The 25,865-nt window shown below is 68.2% G+C and carries 23 protein-coding genes; 13 read left to right on the top strand and 10 right to left on the bottom strand.

Translation table 11 applies throughout. The features are described 5' to 3' along the window. Window positions 1–59: 59 nt before the first annotated feature. The 5 genes from E3T55_RS02640 (at window position 60) to E3T55_RS02620 (ending at window position 6,166) form a co-directional block, all read left to right on the top strand. Complete coding sequence (locus E3T55_RS02640; RefSeq protein ID WP_134518023.1) at window positions 60–848, top strand: DeoR/GlpR family DNA-binding transcription regulator; 789 nt, start codon at window positions 60–62, stop codon at window positions 846–848. Then, window positions 845–1,879, top strand: a complete 1,035-nt coding sequence (locus E3T55_RS02635; protein ID WP_134518022.1) for a 1-phosphofructokinase family hexose kinase — start codon at window positions 845–847, stop codon at window positions 1,877–1,879. The genes E3T55_RS02640 and E3T55_RS02635 overlap by 4 nt, the downstream gene beginning before the upstream one ends. Then, entirely contained in the window at window positions 1,876–3,888 is a 2,013-nt protein-coding gene (locus E3T55_RS02630) for a PTS fructose transporter subunit IIABC (protein WP_134518021.1), read from the top strand. The genes E3T55_RS02635 and E3T55_RS02630 overlap by 4 nt, the downstream gene beginning before the upstream one ends. Before the next feature lie 265 nt (window positions 3,889–4,153). After that, entirely contained in the window at window positions 4,154–5,821 is a 1,668-nt protein-coding gene (gene ptsP, locus E3T55_RS02625; protein ID WP_255455373.1) for a phosphoenolpyruvate--protein phosphotransferase, read from the top strand. A 66-nt stretch (window positions 5,822–5,887) separates the two neighbouring features. Further along, the gene (locus E3T55_RS02620) at window positions 5,888–6,166 is read left to right on the top strand and encodes an HPr family phosphocarrier protein (protein WP_134518019.1); all 279 of its coding nucleotides are present in this window, start codon (window positions 5,888–5,890) and stop codon (window positions 6,164–6,166) included. Window positions 6,167–6,287: 121 nt separating this feature from the next. On the opposite strand, the gene E3T55_RS02615 is transcribed toward E3T55_RS02620, so the two are convergent. Then, a complete protein-coding gene (locus tag E3T55_RS02615) occupies window positions 6,288–9,740 on the bottom strand; it encodes a TM0106 family RecB-like putative nuclease (RefSeq protein ID WP_134518018.1) in 3,453 nt (1,150 codons plus the stop codon). A gap of 190 nt (window positions 9,741–9,930) precedes the next feature. Here E3T55_RS02615 and E3T55_RS02610 point away from each other — a divergent pair, with 190 nt between their 5' ends. The 4 genes from E3T55_RS02610 (at window position 9,931) to E3T55_RS02595 (ending at window position 13,542) form a co-directional block, all read left to right on the top strand. Beyond that, complete coding sequence (locus E3T55_RS02610; RefSeq protein WP_134518017.1) at window positions 9,931–10,491, top strand: PadR family transcriptional regulator; 561 nt, start codon at window positions 9,931–9,933, stop codon at window positions 10,489–10,491. A 55-nt stretch (window positions 10,492–10,546) separates the two neighbouring features. Continuing rightward, window positions 10,547–12,217 carry an ABC1 kinase family protein gene (locus E3T55_RS02605; protein ID WP_134518016.1) on the top strand — a complete coding sequence of 557 codons (1,671 nt, stop codon included), beginning with the start codon at window positions 10,547–10,549 and terminating at the stop codon, window positions 12,215–12,217. Between the two features lie 105 nt (window positions 12,218–12,322). Then, window positions 12,323–12,595 carry a hypothetical protein gene (locus E3T55_RS02600; RefSeq protein WP_134518015.1) on the top strand — a complete coding sequence of 91 codons (273 nt, stop codon included), beginning with the start codon at window positions 12,323–12,325 and terminating at the stop codon, window positions 12,593–12,595. A gap of 2 nt (window positions 12,596–12,597) precedes the next feature. Continuing rightward, the gene (locus E3T55_RS02595) at window positions 12,598–13,542 is read left to right on the top strand and encodes an FHA domain-containing protein (protein WP_241992811.1); all 945 of its coding nucleotides are present in this window, start codon (window positions 12,598–12,600) and stop codon (window positions 13,540–13,542) included. Between the two features lie 6 nt (window positions 13,543–13,548). Here the strand turns inward: E3T55_RS02595 and E3T55_RS02590 are convergent, their stop codons facing one another. From E3T55_RS02590 to E3T55_RS02560, 7 genes are all read right to left on the bottom strand, one after another. Next, a complete protein-coding gene (locus E3T55_RS02590) occupies window positions 13,549–14,049 on the bottom strand; it encodes a hypothetical protein (protein WP_241992810.1) in 501 nt (166 codons plus the stop codon). Between the two features lie 321 nt (window positions 14,050–14,370). Continuing rightward, window positions 14,371–16,056, bottom strand: a complete 1,686-nt coding sequence (locus tag E3T55_RS02585; RefSeq protein WP_134518014.1) for a CYTH and CHAD domain-containing protein — start codon at window positions 16,054–16,056, stop codon at window positions 14,371–14,373. A gap of 89 nt (window positions 16,057–16,145) precedes the next feature. Next, window positions 16,146–16,484, bottom strand: a complete 339-nt coding sequence (locus E3T55_RS02580; RefSeq protein ID WP_134518013.1) for a P-II family nitrogen regulator — start codon at window positions 16,482–16,484, stop codon at window positions 16,146–16,148. A 52-nt stretch (window positions 16,485–16,536) separates the two neighbouring features. Then, a complete protein-coding gene (locus E3T55_RS02575) occupies window positions 16,537–17,784 on the bottom strand; it encodes an ammonium transporter (protein ID WP_134518012.1) in 1,248 nt (415 codons plus the stop codon). 64 nt (window positions 17,785–17,848) lie between these two features. Continuing rightward, window positions 17,849–18,913, bottom strand: coding sequence for a heme-dependent oxidative N-demethylase family protein (locus tag E3T55_RS02570; RefSeq protein WP_241992809.1), 1,065 nt, complete (start codon window positions 18,911–18,913; stop codon window positions 17,849–17,851). Next, complete coding sequence (locus E3T55_RS02565; RefSeq protein ID WP_134518011.1) at window positions 18,913–19,920, bottom strand: PDR/VanB family oxidoreductase; 1,008 nt, start codon at window positions 19,918–19,920, stop codon at window positions 18,913–18,915. Before E3T55_RS02565 ends, E3T55_RS02570 begins: the two co-directional genes overlap by 1 nt. Further along, a complete protein-coding gene (locus E3T55_RS02560) occupies window positions 19,917–20,456 on the bottom strand; it encodes a dimethylamine monooxygenase subunit DmmA family protein (RefSeq protein ID WP_134518010.1) in 540 nt (179 codons plus the stop codon). Before E3T55_RS02560 ends, E3T55_RS02565 begins: the two co-directional genes overlap by 4 nt. A gap of 198 nt (window positions 20,457–20,654) precedes the next feature. Here E3T55_RS02560 and E3T55_RS02555 point away from each other — a divergent pair, with 198 nt between their 5' ends. From E3T55_RS02555 to E3T55_RS02540, 4 genes are all read left to right on the top strand, one after another. After that, window positions 20,655–21,050 (top strand): cupin domain-containing protein, encoded by a 396-nt coding sequence (locus tag E3T55_RS02555; protein ID WP_134518009.1) that lies wholly within the window; start codon window positions 20,655–20,657, stop codon window positions 21,048–21,050. Window positions 21,051–21,052: 2 nt separating this feature from the next. Beyond that, complete coding sequence (locus E3T55_RS02550) at window positions 21,053–21,562, top strand: dimethylamine monooxygenase subunit DmmA family protein (RefSeq protein ID WP_134518008.1); 510 nt, start codon at window positions 21,053–21,055, stop codon at window positions 21,560–21,562. Next, entirely contained in the window at window positions 21,559–22,548 is a 990-nt protein-coding gene (locus E3T55_RS02545) for a PDR/VanB family oxidoreductase (protein ID WP_241992808.1), read from the top strand. The genes E3T55_RS02550 and E3T55_RS02545 overlap by 4 nt, the downstream gene beginning before the upstream one ends. Before the next feature lie 101 nt (window positions 22,549–22,649). Next, complete coding sequence (locus E3T55_RS02540; RefSeq protein ID WP_241992807.1) at window positions 22,650–23,594, top strand: heme-dependent oxidative N-demethylase family protein; 945 nt, start codon at window positions 22,650–22,652, stop codon at window positions 23,592–23,594. A 316-nt stretch (window positions 23,595–23,910) separates the two neighbouring features. Here the strand turns inward: E3T55_RS02540 and E3T55_RS02535 are convergent, their stop codons facing one another. Together E3T55_RS02535 and E3T55_RS02530 are read right to left on the bottom strand one after the other, a co-directional pair. After that, window positions 23,911–24,501, bottom strand: a complete 591-nt coding sequence (locus E3T55_RS02535; RefSeq protein WP_134518007.1) for a helix-turn-helix domain-containing protein — start codon at window positions 24,499–24,501, stop codon at window positions 23,911–23,913. A 9-nt stretch (window positions 24,502–24,510) separates the two neighbouring features. Continuing rightward, window positions 24,511–25,761 (bottom strand): allantoate amidohydrolase, encoded by a 1,251-nt coding sequence (locus tag E3T55_RS02530; protein WP_134518062.1) that lies wholly within the window; start codon window positions 25,759–25,761, stop codon window positions 24,511–24,513. Window positions 25,762–25,865 lie beyond the last annotated feature (104 nt).

The following is a 25,865-nucleotide window of genomic DNA, read 5'->3' as shown; positions in this document are numbered from 1 at the left end:
TCATCCCGTGTTCACCACATCCACTCACAGTCGCAGTCACTCACAGTCGAGGAGGCATCATGTTCGCCGAAGAACGTCAGCTGTTGATCGCCGAACTCGTCACCGAGTGGGGCCGCGTCACGGTGAATGACCTCGCCGCTCGCTTCAACGTCACGCCCGAGACCGTGCGCCGCGACCTCTCCACCCTCGAAGACAACCGTCAGCTGCGCCGGGTACACGGCGGCGCCGTCGCCACCGACCGGCAGAGCCTGTCGGAGCCCAGCCTCGAGGTGCGCCAGACCCAGCGTCTCGATGAGAAGTCCCGCATCGCTGCGGCCGCCCTGGCCATGATGCCGCTCGGTCGCACCGGCTCCGTGGTGCTCGACGCCGGCACCACCACCGAGCGCCTCGCCGATCTGCTCTGCGACTGGGTTCCTGCCCCCGGAGCCGACCCGTTGCTCGTGATCACCAACGCCATCCCGATCGCGTACAAGCTGTCGGGAACGGATGCCGTGCAGCTGCATATTCTGGGCGGTCGCGTGCGCGGGCTCACGCGGGCCATTGTGGGTCGCACGACCATCGAGCAGCTCGATGCACTGCGGCCCGATATCGCCTTCATCGGCGCCAACGGCGTGCATCCCGACTTCGGTTTCAGCACCCCCGACTCCGTCGAAGCGGCCGTGAAGACCGCGATCGTGCGCTCGGCCCGCCGTGTTGTGGCGCTGGCCGATTCATCCAAGCTCGGCGAGGAGACACTCGTGCGTTTCGCGACGCTCGGGGAGATCGACACCCTCATCACCGATGCCGCCCCCCATCCGGAACTCGCCGCAGCCCTCGCCGCGGCCGACGTAGAGGTCGTGATCGCGTGATCGTAACGCTTACCCCCAACCCGAGCCTGGATCGCACGATCGCCCTGCCCGGCGCTCTCGCCCGTGGCGAGGTACAGCGGGCCGTCTCGGCGCACCAGGAACCCGGCGGCAAGGGCGTCAACATCTGCCGTGCCCTCGAGGTCTCCGGGGTGCGCAGCCTGGCCATACTTCCCGGCGACCCCGAGGACCCGGTGTTGCTCGCGCTCACCGCTCAGGGTGTTCCCCACCTCGGCCTGCCGATCGGTGCGGCGCTGCGCAGCAACGTCGCGATCACCGAGCCCGACGGCACCACGACGAAGGTCAATGAGCCGGGCCCGGCACTGACAGCGCAGCAGCAGCACGACCTCGTCGACCTCGTGCTCAGCCAGGCCGAGGGTGCGCGCTGGGTCGTGCTCGCCGGATCCCTGCCGCCGGGCGTGCCGGCATCGTTCTATGCCGACGTCACCCGCGCGCTGCGCACCCGCTACGGAACGGCCGCGCCGCGCGTGGCGATCGATTCCTCGGGGGCGCCGCTCGCCGCATCCGTCGCCGCCGGCCCCGACCTGCTCAAGCCCAATGCCGACGAACTCGCCGAGCTGACCGGCATCTCCAACCCCGACAGCCTCGAAGCCGACCCACAGCTCGCCGCGGCCGCCGCACAGACCCTGATCGCCGCCGGTGTCGGCGCCGTGCTCGCGACCCTCGGTTCGAAGGGCGCGCTGCTCGTGACGAGCGAGGGCTACTGGCTCGCCACGACCCCGCCGATGGTGGCGGTCAGCACTGTCGGCGCCGGCGACTCGGCCCTCGCCGGATTTCTGCTCAGCAGCAACGCCGGGGCATCCCCCGCCGACTGCCTGCGTCAGGCCGCCGCGCACGGCGCCGCCGCCGCCGCTCTGCCCGGTTCCACCGTGCCGGCCCTCGAACAGACCGATCCCGACGCCGTCACCGTGACCGCTTTTTCCGTCACTCCCGATTCCCTCACCCCTGCAGTACCGAATGAAGTCGTCACCGTGGCGGCGTATCCCACCCATCCAAAGGAGGATGACCAGTGAGTGCACTGATTACCCCGGAGCTTGTCGCTCTGGACAGCAACCTCGGTCTCGAGCCGTCGACCGTGATTCGACACCTCGTCGAGCTCGTTGTCGCTAGTGGCCGGGCCACCGAGGTCGACGGGCTGTTGAAAGACGCCCTCGCCCGTGAAGCCAAGACCTCGACCGGCATCCCCGGTGGCCTCGCGATCCCGCACTGCCGCTCCACCGCCGTGACTCAGCCGACCCTGGCTTTTGCACGACTGGCGAGCCCGGTCGATTTCGGATCGAAAGACGGCCCCGCCGACCTCGTCTTCTTCATTGCCGCCCCCGATGGCGCCGACCAGGAGCACCTGAAGCTTCTCGCGAAGCTCGCGCGCTCCCTGATGAAGAAAGACTTCACCGCGTCCCTGCGTTCGGCCGGATCCGCCGCCGAAATCGTGCAGCTCGTCGGCGCCGTCGTGACGCCCGTTCCGGTTGCCGCCGGTGGCGTGCCCGCCGCGGAAACCGGAACCGGCACCGGCACCTCCGCCGGCGCACACACCGCCATCAAGCGCCTCGTGGCCGTCACCGCCTGCCCCACCGGCATCGCCCACACCTACATGGCAGCGGATGCCCTCGTCGCCGCCGCGAAAGAGGCCGGCGTCGACCTGCAGGTCGAAACCCAGGGCTCGGCCGGCGCCACGCCGCTCGCCTCGTCGATCATCGCCGCCGCCGATGCCGTCATCTTCGCCGTCGACGTCGACGTGCGCGGCCGTGAACGGTTCGCCGGCCTGCCCGTGATCAGTTCCCCGGTCAAGCGCGGCATCGACGAACCCGCGAAGATGATCCAGGAGGCGCTCGCCGCCTCCGAAAACCCGAATGCACGCCGGGTCGCCGGCGGCACCGGTGCCGTGGCCGACGACTCGACCGAGGCCAACGAGCACTTCGGCCAAAAGGTCAAGCGCGCCCTGCTCACCGGTGTCAGCTACATGATCCCGTTCGTCGCCGGCGGAGGGCTGCTCATCGCCCTCGGCTTTCTGCTCGGTGGCTACCAGATCACCGAGGTTGCCGATGACGTGGTCATCAACAACAGCTTCGGCAACCTGCCCGAGGGCGGCCTGCTGGCCTACCTGGGCGCGGTCTTCTTCAAGATCGGTGCCCTGTCGATGGGCTTCCTGGTTCCGGCTCTCGCCGGCTACATCGCCTTCGCGATCGCCGACCGCCCCGGTATCGCCCCCGGCTTCGTCGCCGGCGCGGTCGCCGGCTTCATGGACGCCGGCTTCCTCGGCGGAATCGTCGGTGGTCTGCTCGCCGGTGTCGTGGCCGCGAGCATCGGTCGGCTGAGCGTTCCGCGCTGGCTGCGCAGCCTGATGCCCGTCGTCATCATCCCGCTCGTCGCGTCGATCGTGGCCTCCGGAGCGATGTTCTTCGTGCTCGGCGGTCCCATCGCGCTGCTGACACTCGGCCTGAGCGACTTCCTCAACGGCCTCACCGGTGCCTCCGCCATCGTGCTGGGTATCATCCTGGGCCTCATGATGGCCTTCGACCTCGGTGGCCCGCTGAACAAGGTCGCCTACGCCTTCGCCGTCGCCGGCCTCGGCGCGGCAACCGTCGCCAATCAGGCGCCGTGGCAGATCATGGCCGCGGTCATGGCCGCCGGCATGGTGCCGCCGCTCGCGATGGCCCTCGCCACGGTGATCAACAAGAAGCTGTTCACCATCGCCGAGCGTGAGAACGGCAAGGCGGCCTGGCTGCTCGGCGCGTCCTTCATCACCGAGGGTGCCATCCCGTTCGCCGCCGCCGATGTGTTCCGCGTCATCCCGGCCAGCATGCTCGGTGCAGCCGTCACCGGTGGCCTGTCGATGATGTGGGGTGTCACGAGCAAGGCGCCGCACGGTGGCGTGTTCGTGTTCTTCGCGATCGACAACTTCCTGCTGTTCGTGCTGTCGATCGTCATCGGTACCGTCATCTCGGCCTTCGCCGTGGTCGGCCTGAAGCGCTACGTTGTGCGCAAGCCGAAGGTTGACGAGGCCGCACTGGCCACCGCCTAACCTTGAGTCAGGCCGCGGCCTCGGGATGGGGCCGCGGCCCCGCCCCGAGGCCGCGCTGACGCGGGTAGTATCCAGCACAATCCAGCAGTTCACCAGCCAGCAGTTCACCAGCCAGCAGTTCACCGGCCAGCAGTTCACAGAACTCAGCAGTATTGCGAAGAATCGAGGATGTTCCGTGCCCACCGTTTCAGAACAGACGAAGTCCACCGAGGCGCAGCCCGCGGGGAATAAGCACGAACCGTCCTCGACGCGGTCCTACTCCGGTGTGGGCGTCACCCCCGGACGAATCATCGGCGTCATCCGCCAGATGCCCTCCCCCGTCAGCGAACCCACACCCGGCGAACAGCTCAGCGGCACGACCGCCGACGACGCCATCGCAGCGCTGCGCACCGCGTCGAAGGCCGTGCACGCCGAGCTCAAGAACCGGGCAGAGGGCGCGAAGGGTGCTAGCAAGGCCGTTCTCGAGGCCACCGCGCTGATGGCCGCCGACCCGCTGCTCATCAAAGGCGGCATCAAGCTCATCAACAACGCCGGCCTCACACCGGAACGCGCGATCTGGGAGGCGGGAGCATCCGTCGCCGAAATGCTCCACAACCTGGGCGGCTACATGGCCGAACGGGCCGCCGATGTGCTCGACGTGCGGGCACGGATCGTGGCGGAGCTGCGCGGCATGCCCGCCCCCGGTATCCCCCTCTCGGACACCCCCTTCATTCTGGTCGGCGAGGACCTCGCGCCGGCCGACACCGCCACGCTCGACCCGTCGATCGTGCTCGCCCTCGTCACGTCGAGCGGCGGCCCGCAGTCGCACACGGCGATCATCGCCCGTGCCCTCGGCTTGCCAGCCATCGTCGCCGCGGCCGGGGTCGAAACCCTCGCCGACGGCACCGAGATCTATGTCGACGGCGCCGCCGGCACCATCACCCTGAACCCGGGCGCCACCGAGCGCGCCGCCGCCGCCGCGTGGACGACCACGAGCGCCGTGCTCTCGGTCTTCGACGGTAACGGTCGCCTCAAAGACGGCCACCTCGTGCCGCTGCTCGCCAACGTGGGCGGCGCGAAGGATGCCGTCAAGGCCGCCGCCGCGAACGCCCAGGGCGTGGGACTGCTGCGCACCGAGTTCTGCTTTCTCGGCCGCGACACCGAACCCACCATCGACGAACAGGTCGAGGCCTACCGCGGCGTCTTCGACGCCTTCCCCGGTAAGAAGGTCGTCGTGCGCACCCTCGACGCCGGCGCCGACAAGCCGCTGCCCTTTCTGACGGATGCCACCGAGCCCAACCCAGCCCTCGGCGTGCGCGGGTACCGCACCGACTTCACCTCGCCGGGAGTGCTCGAACGCCAGCTTCAGGCCATTGCACTGGCCGCTGAGGGCACCGAGGCGCTGGTCTGGGTGATGGCCCCGATGATCTCCACGACCGATGAGGCCGAGCACTTCGCCGGCCTGTGCGCCGCCGCGGGCCTCCAGATTCCCGGCGTGATGGTCGAGGTTCCCTCGGCGGCGATCATGTCCGCGAGCATCCTCACGCACGTGGAGTTCGTGAGCCTCGGCACCAACGACCTTACGCAGTACGCCATGGCGGCCGACCGTCAGCTCGGCCCGCTCGCGGCTCTGAACACGCCGTGGCAGCCGGCCGTGCTGCAGCTGATCCGCCTCACCGCGGCCGGCAGCGAGGCCGAAGGCCACCACAAGCCAGTGGGTGTGTGCGGCGAGGCCGCGGCCGACCCCGCCCTCGCCGTGGTGCTCGTGGGAATCGGTGTCACGACCCTGTCGATGACGGCCCGGTCGCTGAGCGCCGTCGCCGCCGTGCTCGCGAGCGTCACCCTCGCCGAGGCCCGCGAGATCGCCGCGCTGGCCCTCACCGCTCCGACGGCGACCGAAGCCAAGGAACGCGTGCGTGCGGCCCTGCCCATTCTCGCCGAGCTCGGTCTGTAGCCTCGTTCTACACGGCAACAATCTCGCTGTGCCCCTATTCGCTTCATCCCCGACCCAGGAGGACCCATGTCCGAACGTAAAGTAACCATCGCCAGCCGTGTTGGCCTGCATGCCCGCCCCGCCGGAATCTTCGCGGAGGCCGTCGCCGAGCTGCCCATCGAGGTCACCATCGCGATGGAAGACGAGCCGGCCGAAGACGCCATGGACGCGTCGAGCATCCTCTCGCTGATGAGCCTGGGCGCCGCCCACGGCGACGTCGTCGTGCTGCGTGCCGAGGGCGAGGGCGCCGATGAGGCGCTCGACGCCCTCGTGAAGATTCTCGAAACCGACCTCGACGCCGAGTAGCCCACCTCTCGTTCAGGAGCGTCGTTCAGGACCGCGCCCCAAACGGGTGGGCGCTACGGCCGTTACCGTAGCGGTCGCCCGTTCGGGGCGCGCTCGCGCCGGGCCCGGGCGAGCTGAAGCGTCACTCGGTGAGGGTGATGAACGCGCTCAGCTGCGTGAGGCCCTCGACACTCGTCGGCAGGGTGTCGGTGATCGCGGGCGAGTACACCAGAAAAGCGGCCCACTGGGCGCGCGAGATAGCCACGTTCAGCCGGTTCGCGAGCAGCAGGAATTCGAGTCCACGCGGCACCTCTTCGGCCGAACTCGCCGCGAGTGACACGATCGCGACCATCGCCTCCTTGCCCTGAAATTTATCGACCGTGCCCACGGGGACCCCGTCGAAGCCGGCCGCCCGCAGGTGCTGCCGCAGCAGCTCGACCTGGGCGTTGTATGGCGCCACGACGATCACGTTGTCGGCCCGTAGCGGCTCGGTCACTTCGGCGGATGTCCAGGGTCGGCCAAGCACACCGCGCACGATCTGCACGACCGCGGCCGCTTCTTCGGCCGACGACGTGGAGTTGCCACTGTGCACGACGGGAACCGCGTGCAGTCCCGGAACGACACCGTCGAGGCTGCGCGTGGAGGCATGGGAGCGCAGCTGACCGTCGTAGGACAGGGCGGAGACGGGCGCGCAGACATCCGGGTGCATGCGCCAGCTCGTGGCGAGAAAGTACCCGAACTCGGGCGGCAGCACCCGGTGGCCGGCACTGAGCCAGCCGAGGGCGGACTCGTCGACGGGCTCGGGATGCGTGCCCTGACTGACCTGCGGCAGCTGTTGCGGGTCGCCGAGCAGCAGCAGGCGACGAGTGGCGACGGCCGCCGCGATCGTGCTCGCGAGGGAGAACTGCCCGGCCTCGTCGATCACGAGCAGGTCGAGCGAGCCGCGCGCAATACGGTTGGTGTTGCTGAAGTCCCAGGCCGTGCCGCCCACCACGAAACCGCCGGCCTGGTGAGTGAAACGCGCGAAGGTCTTGGTGTCGAGAGCGGTCCACGGCACGGGCTTCTTCTCGTCGCCGCCCTTGGCCTTCTTGCCGACGCGCTCGGGCCCCAGCCCCAGCTCGGCCCCGGCCATGATCACCGCGCGCAGCATGTTTTCTACGGCGGCGTGGCTCTGCGCGACGACCCCGATGTTCCAGCCGTGGTTCACGACGAGGTCGGCGATCACCCGCGACCCAACGTAGGTTTTGCCGGTTCCGGGCGGTCCCTGCACGGCCAGGTACGAGTCACCGAGCGCCAGCAGGGTGTCGCGAATGGCGCTCTGCACATTGTCGTCGATGACCGCTGTCAGTGCTGCCGTGCCTGCGGGCCCGACGCGGGGCGGGCAGCGCCGCAGAATATCGAAGGCTGCGGTGGGGAGGTTCTGCGGCTGGGCGTCGAGCACGGCACGGCCCCACTCGGCGATTGCGTCTACCTGAGTTCCGGCCGGCGGCGGGGTGCCGGGCGTGAGCGCCATCGGCACGGCGTCATGGTTTGGCGCCCCGCGTTCGAGTTGCTCTTCGATGAGGTACACCGAGTCGTCGATCACGTCGACGACGGTCGCCTTGTTGTGCGCGGTGCGGGCGCCCGGGGTGCGACTGCCGGTGATCGGCGGGTACGGTAGCCCGTAGACCAGAAACGGCTGGGATCCGATCTTGAGCGAGCTGCCGGGCGCAAGCGTACCGGTGATGCGCAACACTCGTCGGTCAAGCAGCTGGCGCCCCTCCCGGTGCCACCCCACATCGACCGTGGCGGAGTCGATCACGAGCACGTCGCGGGTATCGGCCCAGTCTTCTACCGGGCTCGCGAGGCGGTTGAAGTGGTCCCACCAGAATGATTTCTGTTCTCGGCGGTGATAGTCGATGGCGGCGGATGCGAGCGCGAGAGCGGTCTGGTCATTCGTGCGTTCGAGGCGGGGCACGGTGGCGAGCAACGCTTCGAGCTCGAGGTAGACCGGATCGGGCTCGCGCACAATCGGGGCGAGGTCGAGTTCGGTGCTTGCCGGCAGGCTCGTCACGGGGTTTTCGGCGGCGCGGACGAGCAGCCAGTCCCTCAGCCGCAGGGTGGACCGGCAGTCGTAGGCGTTGTAGCGGGCGATGTCGCCGAGAACCTCGGCGGCGGCATCCGCTTGCCCGGAAGCAGCCAGGGTGCTGGCGCGGGCGTACTCGGCGATGGAGTCGGCGGCGTTGGCGACCCCCTCGCGCTCGTCGGCGCCCATGTAGAGCGGCTCGAGTTTCTTGAGGGAGTAGCTGCGGCTGCCGATGCGCAGTCCCTGCCGAACGACGGGGTATAGGTCGACCAGTACGTTGTCGCGCAGCAGGTCGTCGACGGCCTCTTCGCCCACGCCGTGGCGGGCGGCGAGCATCAGCAGGTGGGTGCGCTCGTAGGGTGCGTAGTGGTAGATGTGCAGGTTGGGGTAACGTGCCCGCCGCTCGGCCACATAGGCGAGAAAGTCGATCAGGGCCTGGCGTTCCTCGGCGTGGGTGTGCGCCCAGAAGGGGCGAAAAGTGTCGTCTTCTTCGACGAGCCCGAAGAGATAGTCGAGCCCCCAGACGGTCGCGGAATCGGGGGTGTCGGCCCCCTCCTGGTACAGCGGATCGCCCTCGAAGTCGAAGAAGATGTCCCCGGCGTCGGGCTCCGGCAACGCGGCGAGAGCCTCGGGCTGAATGACGCGCCACCCCGGTCGGCCTGCCGGGGAAGCGACCTGCAGCGCGGCCTGCTGACTGAGCGTGGCGAGGGTCACGGCGCTGATTCCGGGCACCACGCCGGTCGTGTCAGCGAGTTGTTCGATCGTGACAACCCCGGCCGCGCGCAGCCGCAGGCGCTGACTGAGCCTCAGGTTCGCAACGAGCAGCACGTCGCGGTGCTGCTGCACCTGTTCTTCACAGAGCGCGCACCGACCACAGGCGGCGTACCGCAGGTCGCCCCATGGCGTGGCGGTGTCCTCGGCGAGGCGCTCGTCGATCAGGCGCTCCAGCCGTGCCCGGCGGGTGCGGTAAACGGGAAAGATGTCCCGTAACCGGTGCGTGCTGGTGCGCCCGTCACCAAGCACGAGGTGCACGTTTTCACCCGTACTGACACCGATCTTCTGCAGCTGCTCGCTGTACGCCGCGAGCTGCAGCAGGGCCGTGATCTTGGCCCGGCGCGCCAGCTTCGTGTCGTAGACCTCGTAGATCGGGTTCTCGCCCGGCTTCGACGAGCGGATGATGAAGTCGGCGTACCCGAGAAAGCGCCCGTCGAAGAAGGCCGCCTGAAACACCACGTCGGCCCCGGCCCGCAGCGCCGCCTCACTCTGCGCGGCAGCGGTGGCGATCTCACTGATGGTGGGGCGCTCGATTTCGACCACATTGTGGCTGCCGCGCAGCCGCTCGAGCATGCGGTGCTCGTGCACGTCGCCGAGCACGGCGGTACGTTGCAGCATGGCGTCGGCGGGTTCGGCGGTGGCCGGGATACGCCCGAGCTTTGCGTCAAGGCGACGCATGGAGGCCCATTCGCAGGTGGCGGCAGCGCTCAGGTCGCTCGCGGAGTAGACGACCGTTGTGGGATCGAGCAGAAACACGGGGCCTCCTGAGGCGTGGGGTCTTCGGACCTCTCGAGGCTAACGGAGACCTCCGACATCCGCTTTCGTCTCGGCCAGGCCAGACAGCGCCCCGAGGGCCTATCGCCCAACCCCATCGTTGTGTATCGTTAAGCTATCGTTGAGTATCGTTCGCGGTTCATCCAGAGTTCTACATGCCGAGGAGGCAATCATGGGTAATTCATTCCCCACAAGCGGGTTCGGCGGCGGCTCGAGCTTCGGAGCCGGCAACATCGACGGCATCTGGCAGGCCGTCGAGCAGTTCCGTTCCAGGTTCGAGAAGCAGACGGGCACCCGCGCCGGTCGCGGCGAAGTACGCGCGGCGGTGCTGGCCCTGCTGGCCGAGCAGCCGATGCACGGCTACCAGATCATCCACGAAATCGAAGAGCGCAGTGCCGGCAGCTGGAAGCCCAGCGCTGGCTCGGTCTACCCAACCCTGCAGCTGCTGGCCGACGAGGGTCTCATCAGCGCCGAAGAGTCCAACGGTCGCAAGATCTATTCCCTGACCGAGGAGGGTCGCGAAGCCGTCACCGACGCCGACACGACCGCTCCGTGGGCATCCGCGGATTCCTCCGCCGGCCACGGTTTCGCAGCGTTGCCCAAGTCGGGCGTCGAGCTCGCCCAGGCGGCCGCTCAGGTGGGTCGAACCGGCACCCCCGAGCAGATCAAGCAGGCCGTCACCGTACTCGACGACGCTCGTCGTCGGCTGTACTCGATTCTCGCCCAGGACTGACGGGGTGCCATCGGCTCGTCGAGGCAGCAACGACTCAGAATCGGGCGCGGGCAATATGCGCGCCCGATACCGCCGCATCCTGCGATTTGCCAGCTGGTATCTCGCCGTCACGTGGTGGTTCGAGCTGTTCCTGCCCCGAATCGGGCTGATCAAGGTCGCCGAGCGCACCCGCACGAAGCGCATGCGACGCTTCGCACGGGGTTTCCACGTGCTGGCGGCCGACCTTGGCGGGCTGATGATCAAGGTCGGGCAGTTCATGTCGTCACGTCTCGACGTGCTTCCGCCCGAGATTACCGCCGAGCTTGAGGGGCTCCAGGACGAAGTCGCGCCCGTGTCGTTCGCCGCCATTCGCGCGGCCGTCGAGGACGAGCTGGGCATGCCACTTGAGCGAGCGTACGCACTCGTCGACGAGACTCCGGTTGCCGCCGCGTCGCTCGGGCAGGCGCATCGAGCCAGACTCACCCCGCGCGACGCCGCCGACACCGGGCTCGACGAGGTCATCATCAAGGTGCAGCGACCGGGCATCGATGAGATCATCGACGTCGATCTGGCAGCCCTGCGCAAGGTGGGCGGCTGGCTCAGCCACGTCAAGCTCGTCTCCAACCGGGTCGACATGCCGGCGCTCGTCGAGGAGTTCGCACTCACGAGCCTCGAGGAGATTGACTACCTGCATGAGGCCGCCAGCTCCGAGCGTTTCGCGGCTGCCTTTCCGGACGACGATCGCGTCAGCGTGCCCGTCGTCGTCTGGGAGCGCACCACCCGCCGCGTGCTCACGCTGGAGGACGTGTCGGCGATCAAGATCACCGACGTGGACGCCCTGGTCGCGGCGGGCATCGACCCGGCGGAGGTGGCCCCCGTCTTCGCTGCGGTCATGTTTGACCAGATGTTCACCAAGGGCTTCTTTCACGCCGATCCTCATCCCGGAAACATCTTCGTCACTCCGGTCACCGACGGGTCCGATACGGCCGCGGAGCGTGGGTGGAAACTCACCTTCATCGACTTCGGCATGATGGGCGAGGTGCCCACCAGCACGCGCACCGGGCTGCGCAAAATGCTCATCGCCGCCGCCTCGCGAGATGGGCGCGGTCTGGTCAATGCCATGAACGACGTTGGTGTGCTGCTTCCCTCAGCGGAGACGACCGAGCTTGAGCGGGCAATGACCACGCTGTTCGCACGCTTCGGTGGCATGGGTTTCGCCGAGCTGCGCGAGGTGGACCCGCGGGAGTTCCGCGACTTCGCCGTGCAGTTCGGCGATGTCGTGCGTTCGCTGCCGTTTCAGCTGCCTGAAAACTTTCTGCTCATCATCAGAGCGATGTCGCTCACCTCCGGGGTGGCCAGCGCCCTCAATCCCGCGTTCAATCTCTGGGATTCCGTCGAGCCGTATGCGGCGCAGCTGCTGCGTGACGAGAGCGGCAACCTGGTGCAGGACCTCGCAAAGCAAGCCATGGAGACGGCCGGAATCGTCTTTCGTCTGCCGAAACGAGTCGATGAGCTCATCACCCGATTCGAGAACGGCTCCGTAGCGGTCACCAATCCGGGCCTGGAGAAGCGCGTCGCCCGGCTCGAGCGCACCATTCGACAGGCGGTGTCGGCGCTCGTATTCGGCGCACTGCTGATCGCCGGCGTGCTTCTGAGAGCGGATGACGCGGTGCTCGGAACCGTGCTGATGGTCGCCTCGGTCGCACCTTTACTGGCGGCACTGTTACCTGGTCGCCGCGGCCTCTGATCGTTATTCCTCCGCCGTGGCCGGGGTGTTTGCACACTAGAGTGTCAACATACCTAACTTGGTTACCCATTGTGTTGCACCAATGATGATGAGAAGGAACCCACCGTGACTGAACACCAGAATTACCTCGGAAACGTTGACAGCACCCCCGATGAGACCGAGCACACGATTCAGGACTGGACCGACCTCGGCCAGGAAATGTGGTCGTACCTCACCGGCAAGGGCGCCGCGATCAACTACAGCTTCATCGACATGCACGTCGAGGTTCCCCGCGACATCGGCCCCGACGCACCCCGCGCGACCTGGAAGCTCAACGGCACGCTGCGTGTCACCACGAGCGACGCCGACAGCGCCGGCTCCGACCCGCACCGCGCGTAGTCGTGTCCCCCGCCACGACCTCGACCGTGCACTTGCACGTCGACCTGGCCTTCTCGCTGTCGGAACCTGCCCTGGAACCCGCCTCGGCTGACTCCCCGGCAGCGGCGACGCCGGATACCCTGACCGGAACGATCACCGCCGACGGCACCGAGGTCACGGTCTTCACGAGCGACCCCGCACTTCTCGCGCAGGGTCGCTCTATGGACCTCGGTCAGGTACGCGGAATCGCCGATGAGCTCGCCAGGCAGGGCCTTACCGTGGCGCTGACCGGTCCCTCGGGACTGATCGCCAAAATCGGCGCCGTTGACGCGCCCCTGCTGCAGCGCCTGGTGACGAAGTCGCCGAATATCACGCTGGGGTCAGCATCCGCTCTGGCCCCGATGCTCAATCTGGCCCCGATGCTGCTCGGTCGCAACCGTGCGGCGACGCGGGCGGTTGCGGTGTCCCTGCCCCCGTCGACGCTGTTTCCGCTCGTACCGACACTGGATCGCAAGAATCGGCGTCGAGTCACGACGACCCACTACACGCCGGGAAGCGGGCGCCCGCGCCTGATCTTCGTGGTCGGATCACAGAACTGGGACGGCAAGCCGCCACGGGAGTTCGATCTGCTGCCGACGACCACGACGATCGGTTCGGCCGCCGAGGCGAGCCTGCAGCTCGGCGGGCTGAAGTCGTTCCACGCCGAAATTCGTCACGACGAGAACGACGAGTACGTGCTGTATCCGCTCGGTGACGTGTCGGGCAATGTGCGGGAATCCGACGACGACGGGTTCGCGCGCGGCCGGGGCCAGATTCTGCGCACCGGTGCCCGGATCGAGATGGGACCGTGGCGGATGGCGTATTTCCGGGAGGAGTTCGCCGACCACGGCCGCCCCTTCGGCGGGCGGGTCGGCGGCGAACTAGCGGTTCAGAAACCCCAGCCACCGCGCCGCAGTATGGGCTCGTAGCCGGCTCTACTGGAAGGAGTTCAGCCAGACGGCGCGGGTACCGGATTCGCCGATCGCCACGACGGCAACCGTTGAAGCCACGGCGACCAGAATGACAAGGACCGCAATCACCACGGTGAGTGCGGTCCTTGTCTGTGCACCGCGCAGCACACCGGACCACCGCGCCTCAGGCGTCACGACAAACCGGTGCCAGCCCCACTGCACGGTGGCCAGCGCGAACAGAGCGATCGCCCAGGGCAGCAGGGTGCGGGCCAGATCCATGTGTGTCCCGAGCAGCGGGGTCGCCGCCACGCGCTGGGCCAGCCATTCCCCGGCCTCGACCGTGAGCGGCACCAGCACCAGCGCGACGAGGGCCAGAACCGGCGCGACGATGCCGATGCGGCGCCGGGCGGCCGGCCACACGGCGGCGAGCACCGCCGCAAGCGCGGCGACCGGCACGAGAACGACGACGCCGTGCACGAACAGAACATGCAACGGCAGGCCGTTGAACTGCCAGTCAATATCCACTCAGCGAGCGTACCCGGCCGGCCTCGGCTTTTCCCTGTTGACGACGCCGAACGCCCCTCACCGCCACCACGTTCCCGTACCATTCGACGGAGTTTCACCCGGATTCGACCGATTTCACGCGGTAACAGACCTTTTCGGCGTCAGATTCCGTCGAATGGTACGCGGCCGGGGCGCGGCGGCGGTGCGGGCACTGTGTTGAAACCGGGCCCCGTGTTGGAACCGGGCCCCGTGTTGGAACCGGGCCCGGGGTTGCTCACCCGGCATCAGAACGTGTGGACCAGCCCGAGTCCGTGTCGTTCGGCACGGCGCCGATACGCGGGCTCAGAGTTTGCGGCCGAGGCGCCCGATGTGTCTGACGGATGCGCCCAGGTCGAGCGCGGCACCGTCGTTTTCGCCCTCGGCGCGGCCCGCCAGCACGCCGTAGACGAAGGTACCCTCGCCGGCGGCGTGTGCACGGGCGGCCGTCTCGGCCAGGTACTGGCTGAAATGCAGGTCGTCGCGGTGGGCACCGAGTGCTTTCTCGAGGTCTTTCGCGGCGCTCGCCAGGCGACGGTACTTCTTGCCCCCGCCGGCCCCGGCCGCGACCGCCTCCGCGGCGTGCCGCAGCCTCAGTGCGGCCTGGCCCACCTCGTGCAGGGCGGCCGGCACGGTGTCGGAGCTCGCGAACGCCGACTGGGCGCCGTGGCCGGCCGGCGACTCGGCGGCGGCTGCGGTGCGGGCGGCGAGGGCGACATCCGTTCGTTCGCGCAGGTGTTTTATGCCGCGTCCGAGGGACTTCGTGACCTCGCGGGCAGCGGTCTCATAGGTCTCCGGCGTCACGGCGGGGTGCAGCAGAAAGACGTCGAGCCGGTCGAGCAGCCCGAAGTACTGCCTACTCGTCAGCACCCGTCGCAGTGCGTCGTGCGCGGCCACATAGCCCTCGCGGGTTTCGGTGAGCAGCCGGGCCTCCGCGGTCTCGTCGGCAAGCGGCGGGGCGAGCTGCTCGAGTCGTTTCGCCACCCGGCGGGCACGCACCTCGGCGTCATTCGCGGCCACGAGTGCCGCGCCCACCACGGCCAGATCGGCCCTCAGTGCCTCGACCAGGTCAGCATCGAAGAGTCGCCGGTAGACCGAGAGCACGCTCTGCAGTCGTCCGACCGTGATGCTCATGGTGTGCACGCTCTTCGGCTCATCGGCCCGGGCACGCGGGTCGACCTCGAGCAGCCGCTCCCCCAGCATCCGCAGCGTGGCGACGACGGATGCCGCGCTTCCGGCGTGCGGTTCGGCCCGCTTGGTCGGCCGCTTCGACGGCGAGGTCAGCTCGGCGAGCGCGTCGGCGCCGAGCGCCCTGGCGATCTTGGCCACACTCGTCGACGGCTGCGCCCCGGCCGTGAGCAGCGCGGCCTCGATGGAATCGAGCAGAAGCGTGCGCTGCTTGCGGGTGTCGGGGGCGGCCGAGAAGAGTTCGACCTCCCACTCGCGCCACTTGCGAAAGACGCCGCCGCGCATGTCGGAGGCCGACACGTCATCGTCGGCGAGCTCGGCGACCGCGTCACCCGCCTCGTTCAGCAGCAGAACGGTGGTGCGAATGGTCGTGATGCGGGCGAGCGGGGTCAGCGGCCGGTCGCGCACGATCGTGCGGATCGGGTCGAGAACGCGGGCAGGCACATCCGTCGCCGCGTGCCCGCCACCGACCTCGTGGCCGTTGCTGTCATCGCGATCGAGCAGATCGTGTGCGTCGGGCTCGAGCGGCCACTGCAGCTCGGTGCGTCCCTCGCGCGCGGGCAGTTTGATATGCCAGCCCGCGTCACCGCCGCCCTCGCGGCGACGCAGAATGATGCGGTTCTGGGCGAGGTTCATGGCATCGGTGTCGAAGTAGACGGCCGTGAGCGTGATCGTGCCGGGAAACTCGAGGGCCGCGATGCCGGCGATCTGCAGCAGGTCGGGCAGCCGCAGCTGGCGATCCACGTCATATTTGCGTTCGATCTCGGTCATCGTGGTCGCCGATCGCGTTCCCCTGGAAGTCATGGCGCCAGTCAAGCAGATTGGCGGGCGCCGCGGGAGATGTGAGCCCGGTTGGGGCCACGCACACCTCCCGCGGAGCGGATGTCCGCGGCTCAGACCGCGGTCACCCCGCGTTCCCCCGTGCGCACCCGCACAATCTCGCTGACCTCGGTGGCCCAGACCTTGCCGTCGCCGATCTTGCCGGTGTACGCGGCATCGACGATGATCTGGATCGTCGCGTCGGCTTCGTCCTCGGTCACGACGACGTCGATGCGCACCTTGGGCCGAAACGCGATGTTGTATTCGGCCCCGCGGTAGATCTCCGAGTGCCCCTTCTGGGCGCCGTAGCCGCTGACCTCGGTGACGGTGAGGCCGTTGACGTGTCTGGCGGACAGCGCTTCGTGCACGGCGTCGAGGCGGTGCGGCTGAATGATGGCGGTGATGAGTTTCATGGTGCTGTCCTAACGGTGGTGGGGTCGCGGGTGGAATGGTGCTCGCGGGCCGTCAGGCCCGTTCCGAAACGTAGGCCGTTTCGGCGTGCAGCGTCACGTCAAGACCGGCGTACTCGTCTTCTTCGGTGACGCGCAGGCCGATGGTCTTGTTCAGGCCCCAGGCGATGGCGTAGGTCATGACGAAGGAGTACGTGCAGGTGACGGTGATCGCGACGAGCTCCCGCCAGACGATGTCGAGGTTGCCGCCGAAGAGGATACCCGTGATGCCGGCGGGGGCGGCCGAGTCGGCGAAGAGCACCACGCAGATGACGCCGACCACGCCGCCGACACCGTGCACGGCGAAGGCATCAAGGGTGTCGTCGATGCCGAGCTTGGTCTTCCAGGTCAGAGCGAGGCAGACCACGGCTCCGGCGGCGAGGCCCACGAGCAGGGCGCCGATCGGGTCGACCGCGTCGGCCGAGGGGGTGATGCCCACGAGTCCGGCGATGGCACCGGATGCCATACCGAGCGTCGTTGCCTTGCCGTTGCGGATTCTTTCCACCAGGCAGAACCCGATGATGCCGGCCGAACCGGCGAGCAGGGAGGTGAGCACGACGTATTGGGCGAGAAAGTTCGCGCCCGCGGCAGAGCCGCCGTTGAAGCCGTACCAGCCGAACCAGAGAATTCCGGCGCCGAGCACGACCATCGGCAGGTTGTGCGGGCGGTGTGCGGCGGACTTGCGTTTGCCGAGCACCATCGCGAGGGCGAGGGCGGCAACGCCGGCGTTCATGTGCACCGCGGTGCCGCCGGCGAAGTCGTGCAGTTCGATCACGTTGCGTAGCCAGCCGCCGACATAGCCGGATTCCGGGTCGCTGAAGGTGAACACCTGGTGGGCCAGCGGAAAGTACACGAGGGTGAGCCAGAGCGCTGAGAACGCAATCCAGGCGCCGAACTTCATGCGACCGGCGGCGCCGCTGGCGACGATCGCGATGGTGATCGCGGCGAACAGGATGAAGAAGGCCGCCCAGTAGAGGCCCTCGGCCCCGCCGGTCTCCAGGTCGGTGACGAAGGTCTGCAGGCCGAAGAATTCGAGGGGATCCCCGATGATGCCGAGGCCGCCCCATGAGTTGCCGGAAACCATGCTGTAGCCGTAGAGAACGTAGAGAACGCTCGTGACGGCGAGGGAGCTCATGACCATCATGAGCATATTGAGAATGTTCTTGGTGCCGAGCATGCCGCCGTAGAACATGGCGAGTCCGGGAAACATGAGTGAGACCAGTGCGAATGCGGCGAGGAGCCAGGCGAGATCGGCTGCGGGCATTGTGTCAACTCCAGGGTGTCAAGGTGCAGGGGTGTGAAAGTGCAGGGGGTGAACGGGGTGGGATTTAGGAGCGGAGCCAGGCGGCGGCATCCGCTTGATGGCCAAGAAAGCCCTTGTAGGCGGCCATGTCCTCCGGCAATTCGGCGAGCACCTGTGCGAGCTGGTCACGCCAGACGGGTACGGTCTTGATCTCGGCGAGGGAGGCCATGAAGGTGCGAATGCAGAAGGTGATGGCGCCCGACATTGGCAGCCGCACGAAGTGTTCGAGTTCGATGCGTAGCTGCAGCTGGCCGAAGTCGCGTCGCTGCACGAGCTGCGGCAGGTCGTCGGTCCACTCGGGAAACTCTTCGAGGCTGATGTCGAGTTTGCGGGAGCCGGAGGCGGAGAGGGTCCAGTTGGCCCGGCGGTAGAGCTTGTCGGCCGGCAGCTGCATCAGGAACTGCTCGGCGCGGCTCGTCATGCCCTCGCCGGTCATGCGCGGCACCGGGCCGTGGATCTCGCGAAAGTTCATGCCGACGTCGAAGGTGACCGACCAGGCGGCGGCGAAGGTGACGAGTCCGGCGTCGAAGAAGAGCTGGCCGTCGCGCTCCTTGACGAGCAGCAGATCGTCGGGTACCTCGCGGCCGAGAAAGGTCAGCGGGTCGAGTCCGAGGCTCCCGAGGTCGCCGAGCACGAAATGCTGGTCGGTGCCGAGTACGTCGTTTTGCCAGTGGAAGTGGACGCCGTCAGGGTCTTCGTCAAGGTGCATGATGCCCGGGTACGACACGGCGAGGTCACGCAGATAGTAGAGCAGCAGGTCCCAGCAGGCGGGCATCATGCCGGTGAGGATCTGCGCCCGCCCCGGATCGGCGTCGAGGATGCGGCGGCGTTCGGCCATGATGACCGGGTAGTCGGCCCCGCCGAGATCGACGAGGTGGCTGCCCCACTGCCCGGCCGCGGTGGTGCGGGTGGTGCGGCCGGGTTCGACGTTGACCGAGTAGCGAAAGGCAGTGAGGTCGTCGGGAAACGGCCACGGCAGGCCGGCGAGGTGATCGGCGGTGGTCTCGGCCGCGGCCAGCTCGAGTGCGGGGGCCAGCTCGGGGGCGGGGGCCAGCTCGTCGGGGGCGGGGGTCAGCGTGTTCTGGATCACTAGAGGTCGACCTCGATTTCGTCGCCGCGCGAGACGCAGCAGAGCATGGATGTGTGGGCGGATTTTTCCTGTTCGGAGAGCACGTAGTCGCGGTGTTCGATGCTGCCCGAGCGCACCGGAATACGGCACTCGCCACAGACGCCCCTGCGGCAGAGGTTCGCGACCGGCACGCCGTGTTCGAGCAGGGCGTCGAGCAGGCTGACTCCGGCCGGTACCTCGAGGCGCGCGCCGGTCGAGGCGATCGTCGCGGTGAAGGGCAGGCCCGGCTGCTGTGGCGGCACCTCGAAGCGTTCGGAGTGCAGTCGTTCCGCGGGCCAGCCGGCCTCCTGTCCGAGGCTCAGGTAGGTGTCGAGCAGCGAGACCGGACCGCAGGCGTAGGCGTGCGTGCCCATGGGCTGGGCGGCGAGCCGGTCGCGAAGCAGTGCCGCGGCATCCGTCTGATTGTGCGCCTCGAAGAGGGTGATGGCGCCCGAGTCGGCGAGTTCGCGCAGGTCGTCGACATGGGCGCCATGGCCGGTGCGGTAAACGTAGACGACCTCGGCCGGTCGGCCCCAGCGAGCCGCGGCCCTGGCGTGGGAGAGAATCGGAGTGACGCCGATGCCGCCGGCCACGAGCAGCGACCGGCGAGCCGTCGTGCGGGGCGCGAACAGGGAGCGCGGCCCCTCGACCATGACCGTCGACCCGACGTGCAGGGTGTCGTGCAGCCAAGCTGACCCGCCCGACGCGGCCGGGTCGCCCGGTTCGCGGCGCAGCACCGAAATGCCGTAGCTGAGGGGGTTCACGCCGTCTCCGACGAGTGAATAGGTGTTGCGCACCGCGCCGGCGGTCACGATCAGGTGGCTGCCGGGTTCGTACGAGACCAGCCGACCGCCGGCCGGATCGGCACACTCGAAGTGCGTGATGGTCTCGGTGAGGCGTGTGACGGCGATGACGGCGAGCTGCCGCAGGCGGGTTTCCGACGACGGATGCGCGTGCACCGACGGCGACTCGACCGCCAGCAGGTTCATGCCGCCACGGCCAGTTCGTGCGAGAGCGCCGGTGCCACCATCGACGCGAGAAAACTACCGCGCACCTCGGAGCTGTGGGCGTGGATCTCGACCAGGCGCTCGCAGCCGGGACAGGTCACCGCGCTGCCCGGGTTGCCCACAACCCGGCTGGTCTGCCGGCAGTGCGCGCAGAACAGGGGAAGATCCCGGGTGTGCGTGACCCGGCAGCGAAGTTCGGGCGGCAGCACTCCGGAAGAGCGGGCCAGAGCCAGGGCCTGCAGCACGTCGTACCGGCCGCCGACAATGTAGACGCGGGCACCGACGCGGCTGGCGCTGAGCGCGTCGGCAAGGGCGGCTGACTGCGGAGCGCCAAACTCGGCGAAATGCAGCATGGTCGTCGGCGCGAGGCCCTGCGCCTGGCCGAACACGGCACGGGCGGTGGCGGCTTCGGCCTCGCCTCCGACGCCGATGATGAGGTGCGATGCGGCAGACCGGTCGAGATCTGCACTGGGCCACTGCGGAAGACTGCGGGCCGGCGGATAAACGATGAGTGTCATGCAACTATGTTCACTGCTATTCAACGATTTCGTGTTTCACCGGTGTAAATTCGGGGTTGCAATCACCGGCCACCACCCCCGTTCGAGTAGAAACCGGATTGAATCGAGGGGATTTAACACGGTGGAAACCTGCGAAGAGTTTCCTGAGAGTAATTCTTGGTTACGCAAGTTCAACAACTTCCTGAAGGAGACCATCCCATGACACTCGACACCACTACCGCCGAATTGAACGGCACCCTCACCAAGGCCGGATCCATCCACAAGGTCGAAAACGCCTTCCTCAACCTGCCGAGCATGAATATCCTGGGCTCCGAGGGATTCATCGGTGACGCCCTGTCCAACCCGGAGGGTGCCGCCATCAGCTCGGGCTTCTTCGAGCTCAAGGCCTCTGCACCCCTGGTCTACGAGTACACCTATGACGAAATGAAGGTCGTCGTCGAGGGCGAATTCATCCTCACCGATCAGGCCACCGGCGAGGTCACCCGCGCCAAGGCCAGGGACGTGCTCTTCTTCCCGAAGGGCACGACGGTCAAATTCGAGACGGATGACTACGCCCTCGGCTTCTACGTCGGCGCCCGTACCTTCGCCCCCTAACCATGACGACCTCCTTCACGAGCGTTCCGCGGGCCACCCCGGGGGCTCTGCTTGCCACGGCCCGCGAAATTCTCGTGGTGTCGTTCGGCGACGATGGCCGCGCGGCCGCACTGAACACGTGGCCGCGCGGCTCGCACCTCGCCGCGCGGTGGTGCGAGTTCGCGGCCGCCCGGGCGGACAGCGCGGCCCTCACCCGACTGCGCACCATGCTCGCGACCTCCACGGTGGGCTTTCGCCTGCTGCTCGCGGGCCCCGAAACGGATGTCTACCTCGCCAGGGCGACCGCGCTGGACTGCGGCGCCCTCGATGAGGAGCTCACCCTCGTGGTCACCTCGCACGCTCGTCGCCAGGTGCTGTGTGCCCACTGCAAGACCCTGACCGAGACCACCGAACCGATCGGAGGCACCGTGCCCTGTACCGGCTGCGACGCTCTCATGCTGATCTACCACCACTACTCTCGGCGCACCGCGTCATATCTGGGCTTCATGGTCAACGCCGAAGAGCTCTCGTGAGCGCCGTACTCGCCGACACTGTGCCGCCGCTCGTGTCGACTCCCCCGATCCCGAACGCACTGAGCCTCACCCTGACGAGCGTCGTCGACCTCACGTCGCAGATCCGGGCCTTCACGCTGCGCGCACCGAACGGCGCGGTGCTGCCAGAATTCGTGCCGGGCAGCCACATTCTGGTGCGCTGCGGTGAGCGCACGAACGCCTATTCCCTGACCGGCAGCGGGGTGCATCCGCTGGAGTACACGATCTCGGTGCTGCGACTGCCGGGAGGTGCGGGCGGCTCGACCGCTCTGCACGCCCTGCCGCTCGGTACCACCGTTCAGGTTTCCCGGCCCCGCAGCGCGTTTGCTCCCGTTGCCACAGCGAAGCACCACCTGTTGATCGCGGCCGGCATCGGCATCACGCCGATGCTCTCGCACCTCGCGGCCGCCCGGGACTGGAACCGCTCGGTGTCGCTGCTGTACTCCTACCGGCCCGGCACCGCGGCACACCTCGACGAGGCACGAGGGTTCGGCATCGACGACCTCGTCGAGAGCACCACCCGCGAACAGTTTCGCCGCACCCTGGAGCAACGCCTGCGCAGCCAGCCGGTCGGCACACACCTCTATATCTGTGGCCCGCAGGGCTTCACGGATGCCGTACTGCTCGCGGCCGCCGAGGCCGGCTGGCCCGACAAACGCGTGCACTACGAGCTGTTCGGGGCCGCCACCCTCGACCCGGGCGCCCCCTTCACCGTGCGCCTGGCCCGCAGCGCCCGCAGCGTGCCGGTCGCCGCCGGGCAGTCCCTGCTCGAGGCCCTCGAAGCGGTCGGAACTGCCGTGCTCAACCTGTGCCGCCGCGGAATCTGCGGAGAGTGCGCCCTTCCGGTGCTCGCCGGAAAGCCCCAGCACCGGGACCTCTACCTCAGCCCCGAGGGCAAGGCCGCCAACGACACCATGATGTGCTGCGTGAGTCGCGGCCACGAGAACGAACTGGAGCTCGACCTGTGACCCTCTCGCCCCCTGCCCACACGACTGCAAGCGCCGCATCAGCGCCCGCACCCTCCGCGCCGGCACCCCCCGCGCCGGCGGTACCGATTGCGGCGCGCGCCGTGACGCTGCCTTTTCCGTTTCCGGCGGACCAGTACCGGTACGGCACCAATGTCGAGGCGGCCCCGAAGTTTGTGGCCACCGAGGCCGGCGGCTGGGGCGCCCGAGTGCTCGACATCGACGCCGACTACGCGAGCGAACTCGCCGAACGCGCCCGAATTGTGCAGCGCGACCCGAGCCGATGCCAGACCCTCGAACATATGCGCCCTGCAGTATGGGACACGATCACGACACTGCTGCCCATTCTCGCCACGGAATATCCCGATCTGATGGCGTACACCCGCGACGGACGGCACTGCACCTGGCGCAACGACCTGCTCGGCCTGAGCCTCGAGTTCACGGTCGGTGACGATTCCTCGCTCGGCGTCGACCCGCTCGAATTCATCAGCGGCCAGATTCAGGACGACATCGCCATTCTCGACGAACGTGAAGGAGCGCTCTGGCTCGATGCCGGCGTTGTGACCTTCGCCGCCGACTGGTGCCTCGGCTTCGACGTGGGCATGCGCTTCGCCGAGATTCACGGGCCGGTGCCGCGGGTGCACGGGGAACGCATCGTGAGCCGGGCCGAACAGTTTTTGATGCACCTGCAGCCGGGCGAGACGTTTCGCCGCACCAACTGGAGCATGACCGTGGACCGGCGCCTCGACACGAGCACCGACGTCTATCCGGAGTGGGGTCGTGATCGTCGCCTGATCGAGGATGACCCCAACTTCGCCGATCGGATGCATCTGCGGGTGGAGGTGCAGCACCTGATTCGGCTGCCGACATCCGGTGCCATTCTCTTTCTCGTGCGCACCTACCTGATCTCCCTCGCGGAGATCGCCACCGTGCCGGCCTGGCGCGAACGGGTTGGGCGGGTTCTCGAGGAGCTGCCGGAGGACATGGCCGAGTACAAGGGCCTCACCCGGTTTCGACACCAGGCCGCCGACTGGCTGCTCGCCCCCTGAGCCGTACTTTTTCCGCGAGTGAGCAGTCGTGGTGACTGGCCGCCGGTCGCCGGGCCTCCGGACTCGCGCGTGGCATCCGCCCGCGGAGCCCGACTGACGCTCCACCGCGACGGCATGGGGCCTTTTCTGGCTTCTCGTGAACGAGACGCCAAAAATGGCCCCTTGGGCGGCCTGGCCAGAGGGCGAGAAGCCAAAAATGGCCCCTTGAAACCGGTTCAAGGGGCCATTTTTGGCTTCTCGCGGAATGTAAATGCCTGACATGGGGCGTTTTCTGGCTTCTCGTGAACGAGAAGCCAGAAACGGCCCCTTGGGCGGTCTACGGGGCGGTGATCGCGAGGAAGCTGATCGGCAGGGAGATGAGTTTGAGGGGGCCGTGGGGGCCCTCGCCGTCGAGCAGCAGGGAATCTCCGGGATGCATGGTGTACTCGTAGGCGCCGTGGCCGTAGACCATGATTCCGCTGAGCATGTAGAGAAATTCGGTGCCCGGATGCTGGAACAGCGGAAAGATATCGGAGGCGTCGGTGAGCGTGACCAGGGTCGGTTCGATCGCATCGGAGCGGCCCTTGAGCGTGCCCAGAACCCGATATTCGTGGCCGTGCTGGGTGCCGCTGCGCACGCTCAGACTGCCCTCGCCGCTCTTGGTGAACGTCGCGTCGCGGTCGGTGTCGGCGCCACGGAACAGGGCAGTGACCGGCACGTTCAGGCCTTCGGCGAGGCGCTGCAGGGTGGTCAGGGAGCACGAGGTGCTCGCGCTCTCGACCTTGCTGATCATCGCCTTCGACAGGCCCGTGCGCACCGCGAGATCGGCCGCGGAGAGCCCGACCTCTGCGCGGTAGTACCGCACCTGAGTGGCGATGACGCGCTCGAGGGCACCGGGTAGAGGCTTGGACTCCGCGATGTCTGACACCCTCCGATCTTAGGCGACAGTCCCCTGATCGGTCGGGACGAGCAGGGCCTGCAGCGCGTCGGCGAGCGCCGCGGCGCCGGCCTCGGCATCGCTGTCTTCGACGTATTCCTCTGGCGAATGTGAGATGCCGGAGGGGTTGCGCACGAACAGCATGGCGGTCGACACGAACCCGCTCAGAATGGCCGCGTCGTGGCCGGCGCCGGTGTCGAGCACCGGGGCTCCCGGCAACACCACGGCGAGCCGGTCGCGCAGCGCCGGGTCGAAGTGCACGGTGGCGCTGAGCGATTCCTCGGTGAGCGTGACCGTGCAGCCCTCTTCGGCGGCGATCAGCTCGGCTCCGGCGTAGATCTCGGCGACGACGGATGCCGTCACCGCGTCATCCATGTGCCGCGCGTCAAGCCACAGGTCGACCCGGCTGGCGATGACATTGGTGCCGCCGGGTACCGGCTGCAGGCGGCCGACAGTGGCACGTGCCTGCGGGTGGGCTCGAGCGGTGTCGCGCACGAGCACGACCAGTCGCGCCGCGGCCACCATGGGGTCTTTACGGTCCGCCATGAGAGTGGTGCCGGCGTGGTTGCCCTCCCCCGACACGCTCAGCCGCCAACGCCCGTGGCCGAGCACGGCGCTGCCGATGCCCACGCTCTGCTGCGCATCGATGAGGCCGCGGCCCTGCTCGACGTGCAGCTCGACGAAGGTGCCGAGGCGGGCGACCGACTCGGGGTCGGTGCCGACGAAGCGGGGGTCGAGGCCGTTGCGGGCGGCGACCTCGGCGAAGGTGTCGCCGTTCAGGTCGGTGAGAGACCGGGCCCGATCAGGGTCGATCGTACCGGTGAGCAGTCGGGAGCCGAGGCAGGCGACTCCGAAGCGGGAGCCCTCCTCCTCGGGAAACACGGCGAGCGCGAAGGGGCAGAGCGGGCGCACCCCGCGGGCACGCAGCAGGTCGACGGCGACGAGCGCCGAGGCGACGCCGAGCGGCCCATCGAAGGCGCCGCCGCCCGGCACCGAGTCGAGGTGGCTTCCCGTGACGACGGCCTTCGCCGCTGCAGCATCCACGCCCGTGCCCTCGGGCCACCACGCCCAAATCACGCCGTTGCGGTCGGTGTCGACCCGCAGACCGCGCTTGGCGGCCTGGGCGAGATACCACGCCCGCAGATCGTGTTCGGCGGTCGAAAACACCGGCCGCGAGTAGCCGCCACGCACGCGATCGGCGCCGATCGCGGCGATCTCGGCGAGCAGCCCGGTCACGGTATCGCCGGTCACGGTGACGCCGGAGCGCGGCGTGCCGGCGGGGGCCGCAGCATCCGCCCGGCCGGTCGTGGTCACGCGTCGCCCCGGCCGGCGGCGGCGAGCGCGGCAACCCGGAA

This window comes from Cryobacterium frigoriphilum (assembly GCF_004403305.1).
Classification (GTDB): Bacteria; Actinomycetota; Actinomycetes; order Actinomycetales; family Microbacteriaceae; genus Cryobacterium; species Cryobacterium frigoriphilum.
Note: the sequence above shows the minus strand (reverse complement) of the source record. Positions and strands in the feature narration are given on the sequence as shown.

Bases quoted from the DNA above. Each gene is read 5' to 3' on its own strand.
- E3T55_RS02640 (WP_134518023.1), top strand. From the start codon at position 60: ATGTTCGCCGAAGAACGTCAGCTGTTGATCGCCGAACTCGTCACCGAG.
- E3T55_RS02620 (WP_134518019.1), top strand. From the start codon at position 5,888: ATGTCCGAACGTAAAGTAACCATCGCCAGCCGTGTTGGCCTGCATGCC.
- E3T55_RS02610 (WP_134518017.1), top strand. From the start codon at position 9,931: ATGGGTAATTCATTCCCCACAAGCGGGTTCGGCGGCGGCTCGAGCTTC.
- E3T55_RS02605 (WP_134518016.1), top strand. From the start codon at position 10,547: ATGCGCGCCCGATACCGCCGCATCCTGCGATTTGCCAGCTGGTATCTC.
- E3T55_RS02585 (WP_134518014.1), bottom strand. From the start codon at position 16,056: ATGACTTCCAGGGGAACGCGATCGGCGACCACGATGACCGAGATCGAA.
- E3T55_RS02580 (WP_134518013.1), bottom strand. From the start codon at position 16,484: ATGAAACTCATCACCGCCATCATTCAGCCGCACCGCCTCGACGCCGTG.
- E3T55_RS02575 (WP_134518012.1), bottom strand. From the start codon at position 17,784: ATGCCCGCAGCCGATCTCGCCTGGCTCCTCGCCGCATTCGCACTGGTC.
- E3T55_RS02565 (WP_134518011.1), bottom strand. From the start codon at position 19,920: ATGAACCTGCTGGCGGTCGAGTCGCCGTCGGTGCACGCGCATCCGTCG.
- E3T55_RS02560 (WP_134518010.1), bottom strand. From the start codon at position 20,456: ATGACACTCATCGTTTATCCGCCGGCCCGCAGTCTTCCGCAGTGGCCC.
- E3T55_RS02555 (WP_134518009.1), top strand. From the start codon at position 20,655: ATGACACTCGACACCACTACCGCCGAATTGAACGGCACCCTCACCAAG.
- E3T55_RS02550 (WP_134518008.1), top strand. From the start codon at position 21,053: ATGACGACCTCCTTCACGAGCGTTCCGCGGGCCACCCCGGGGGCTCTG.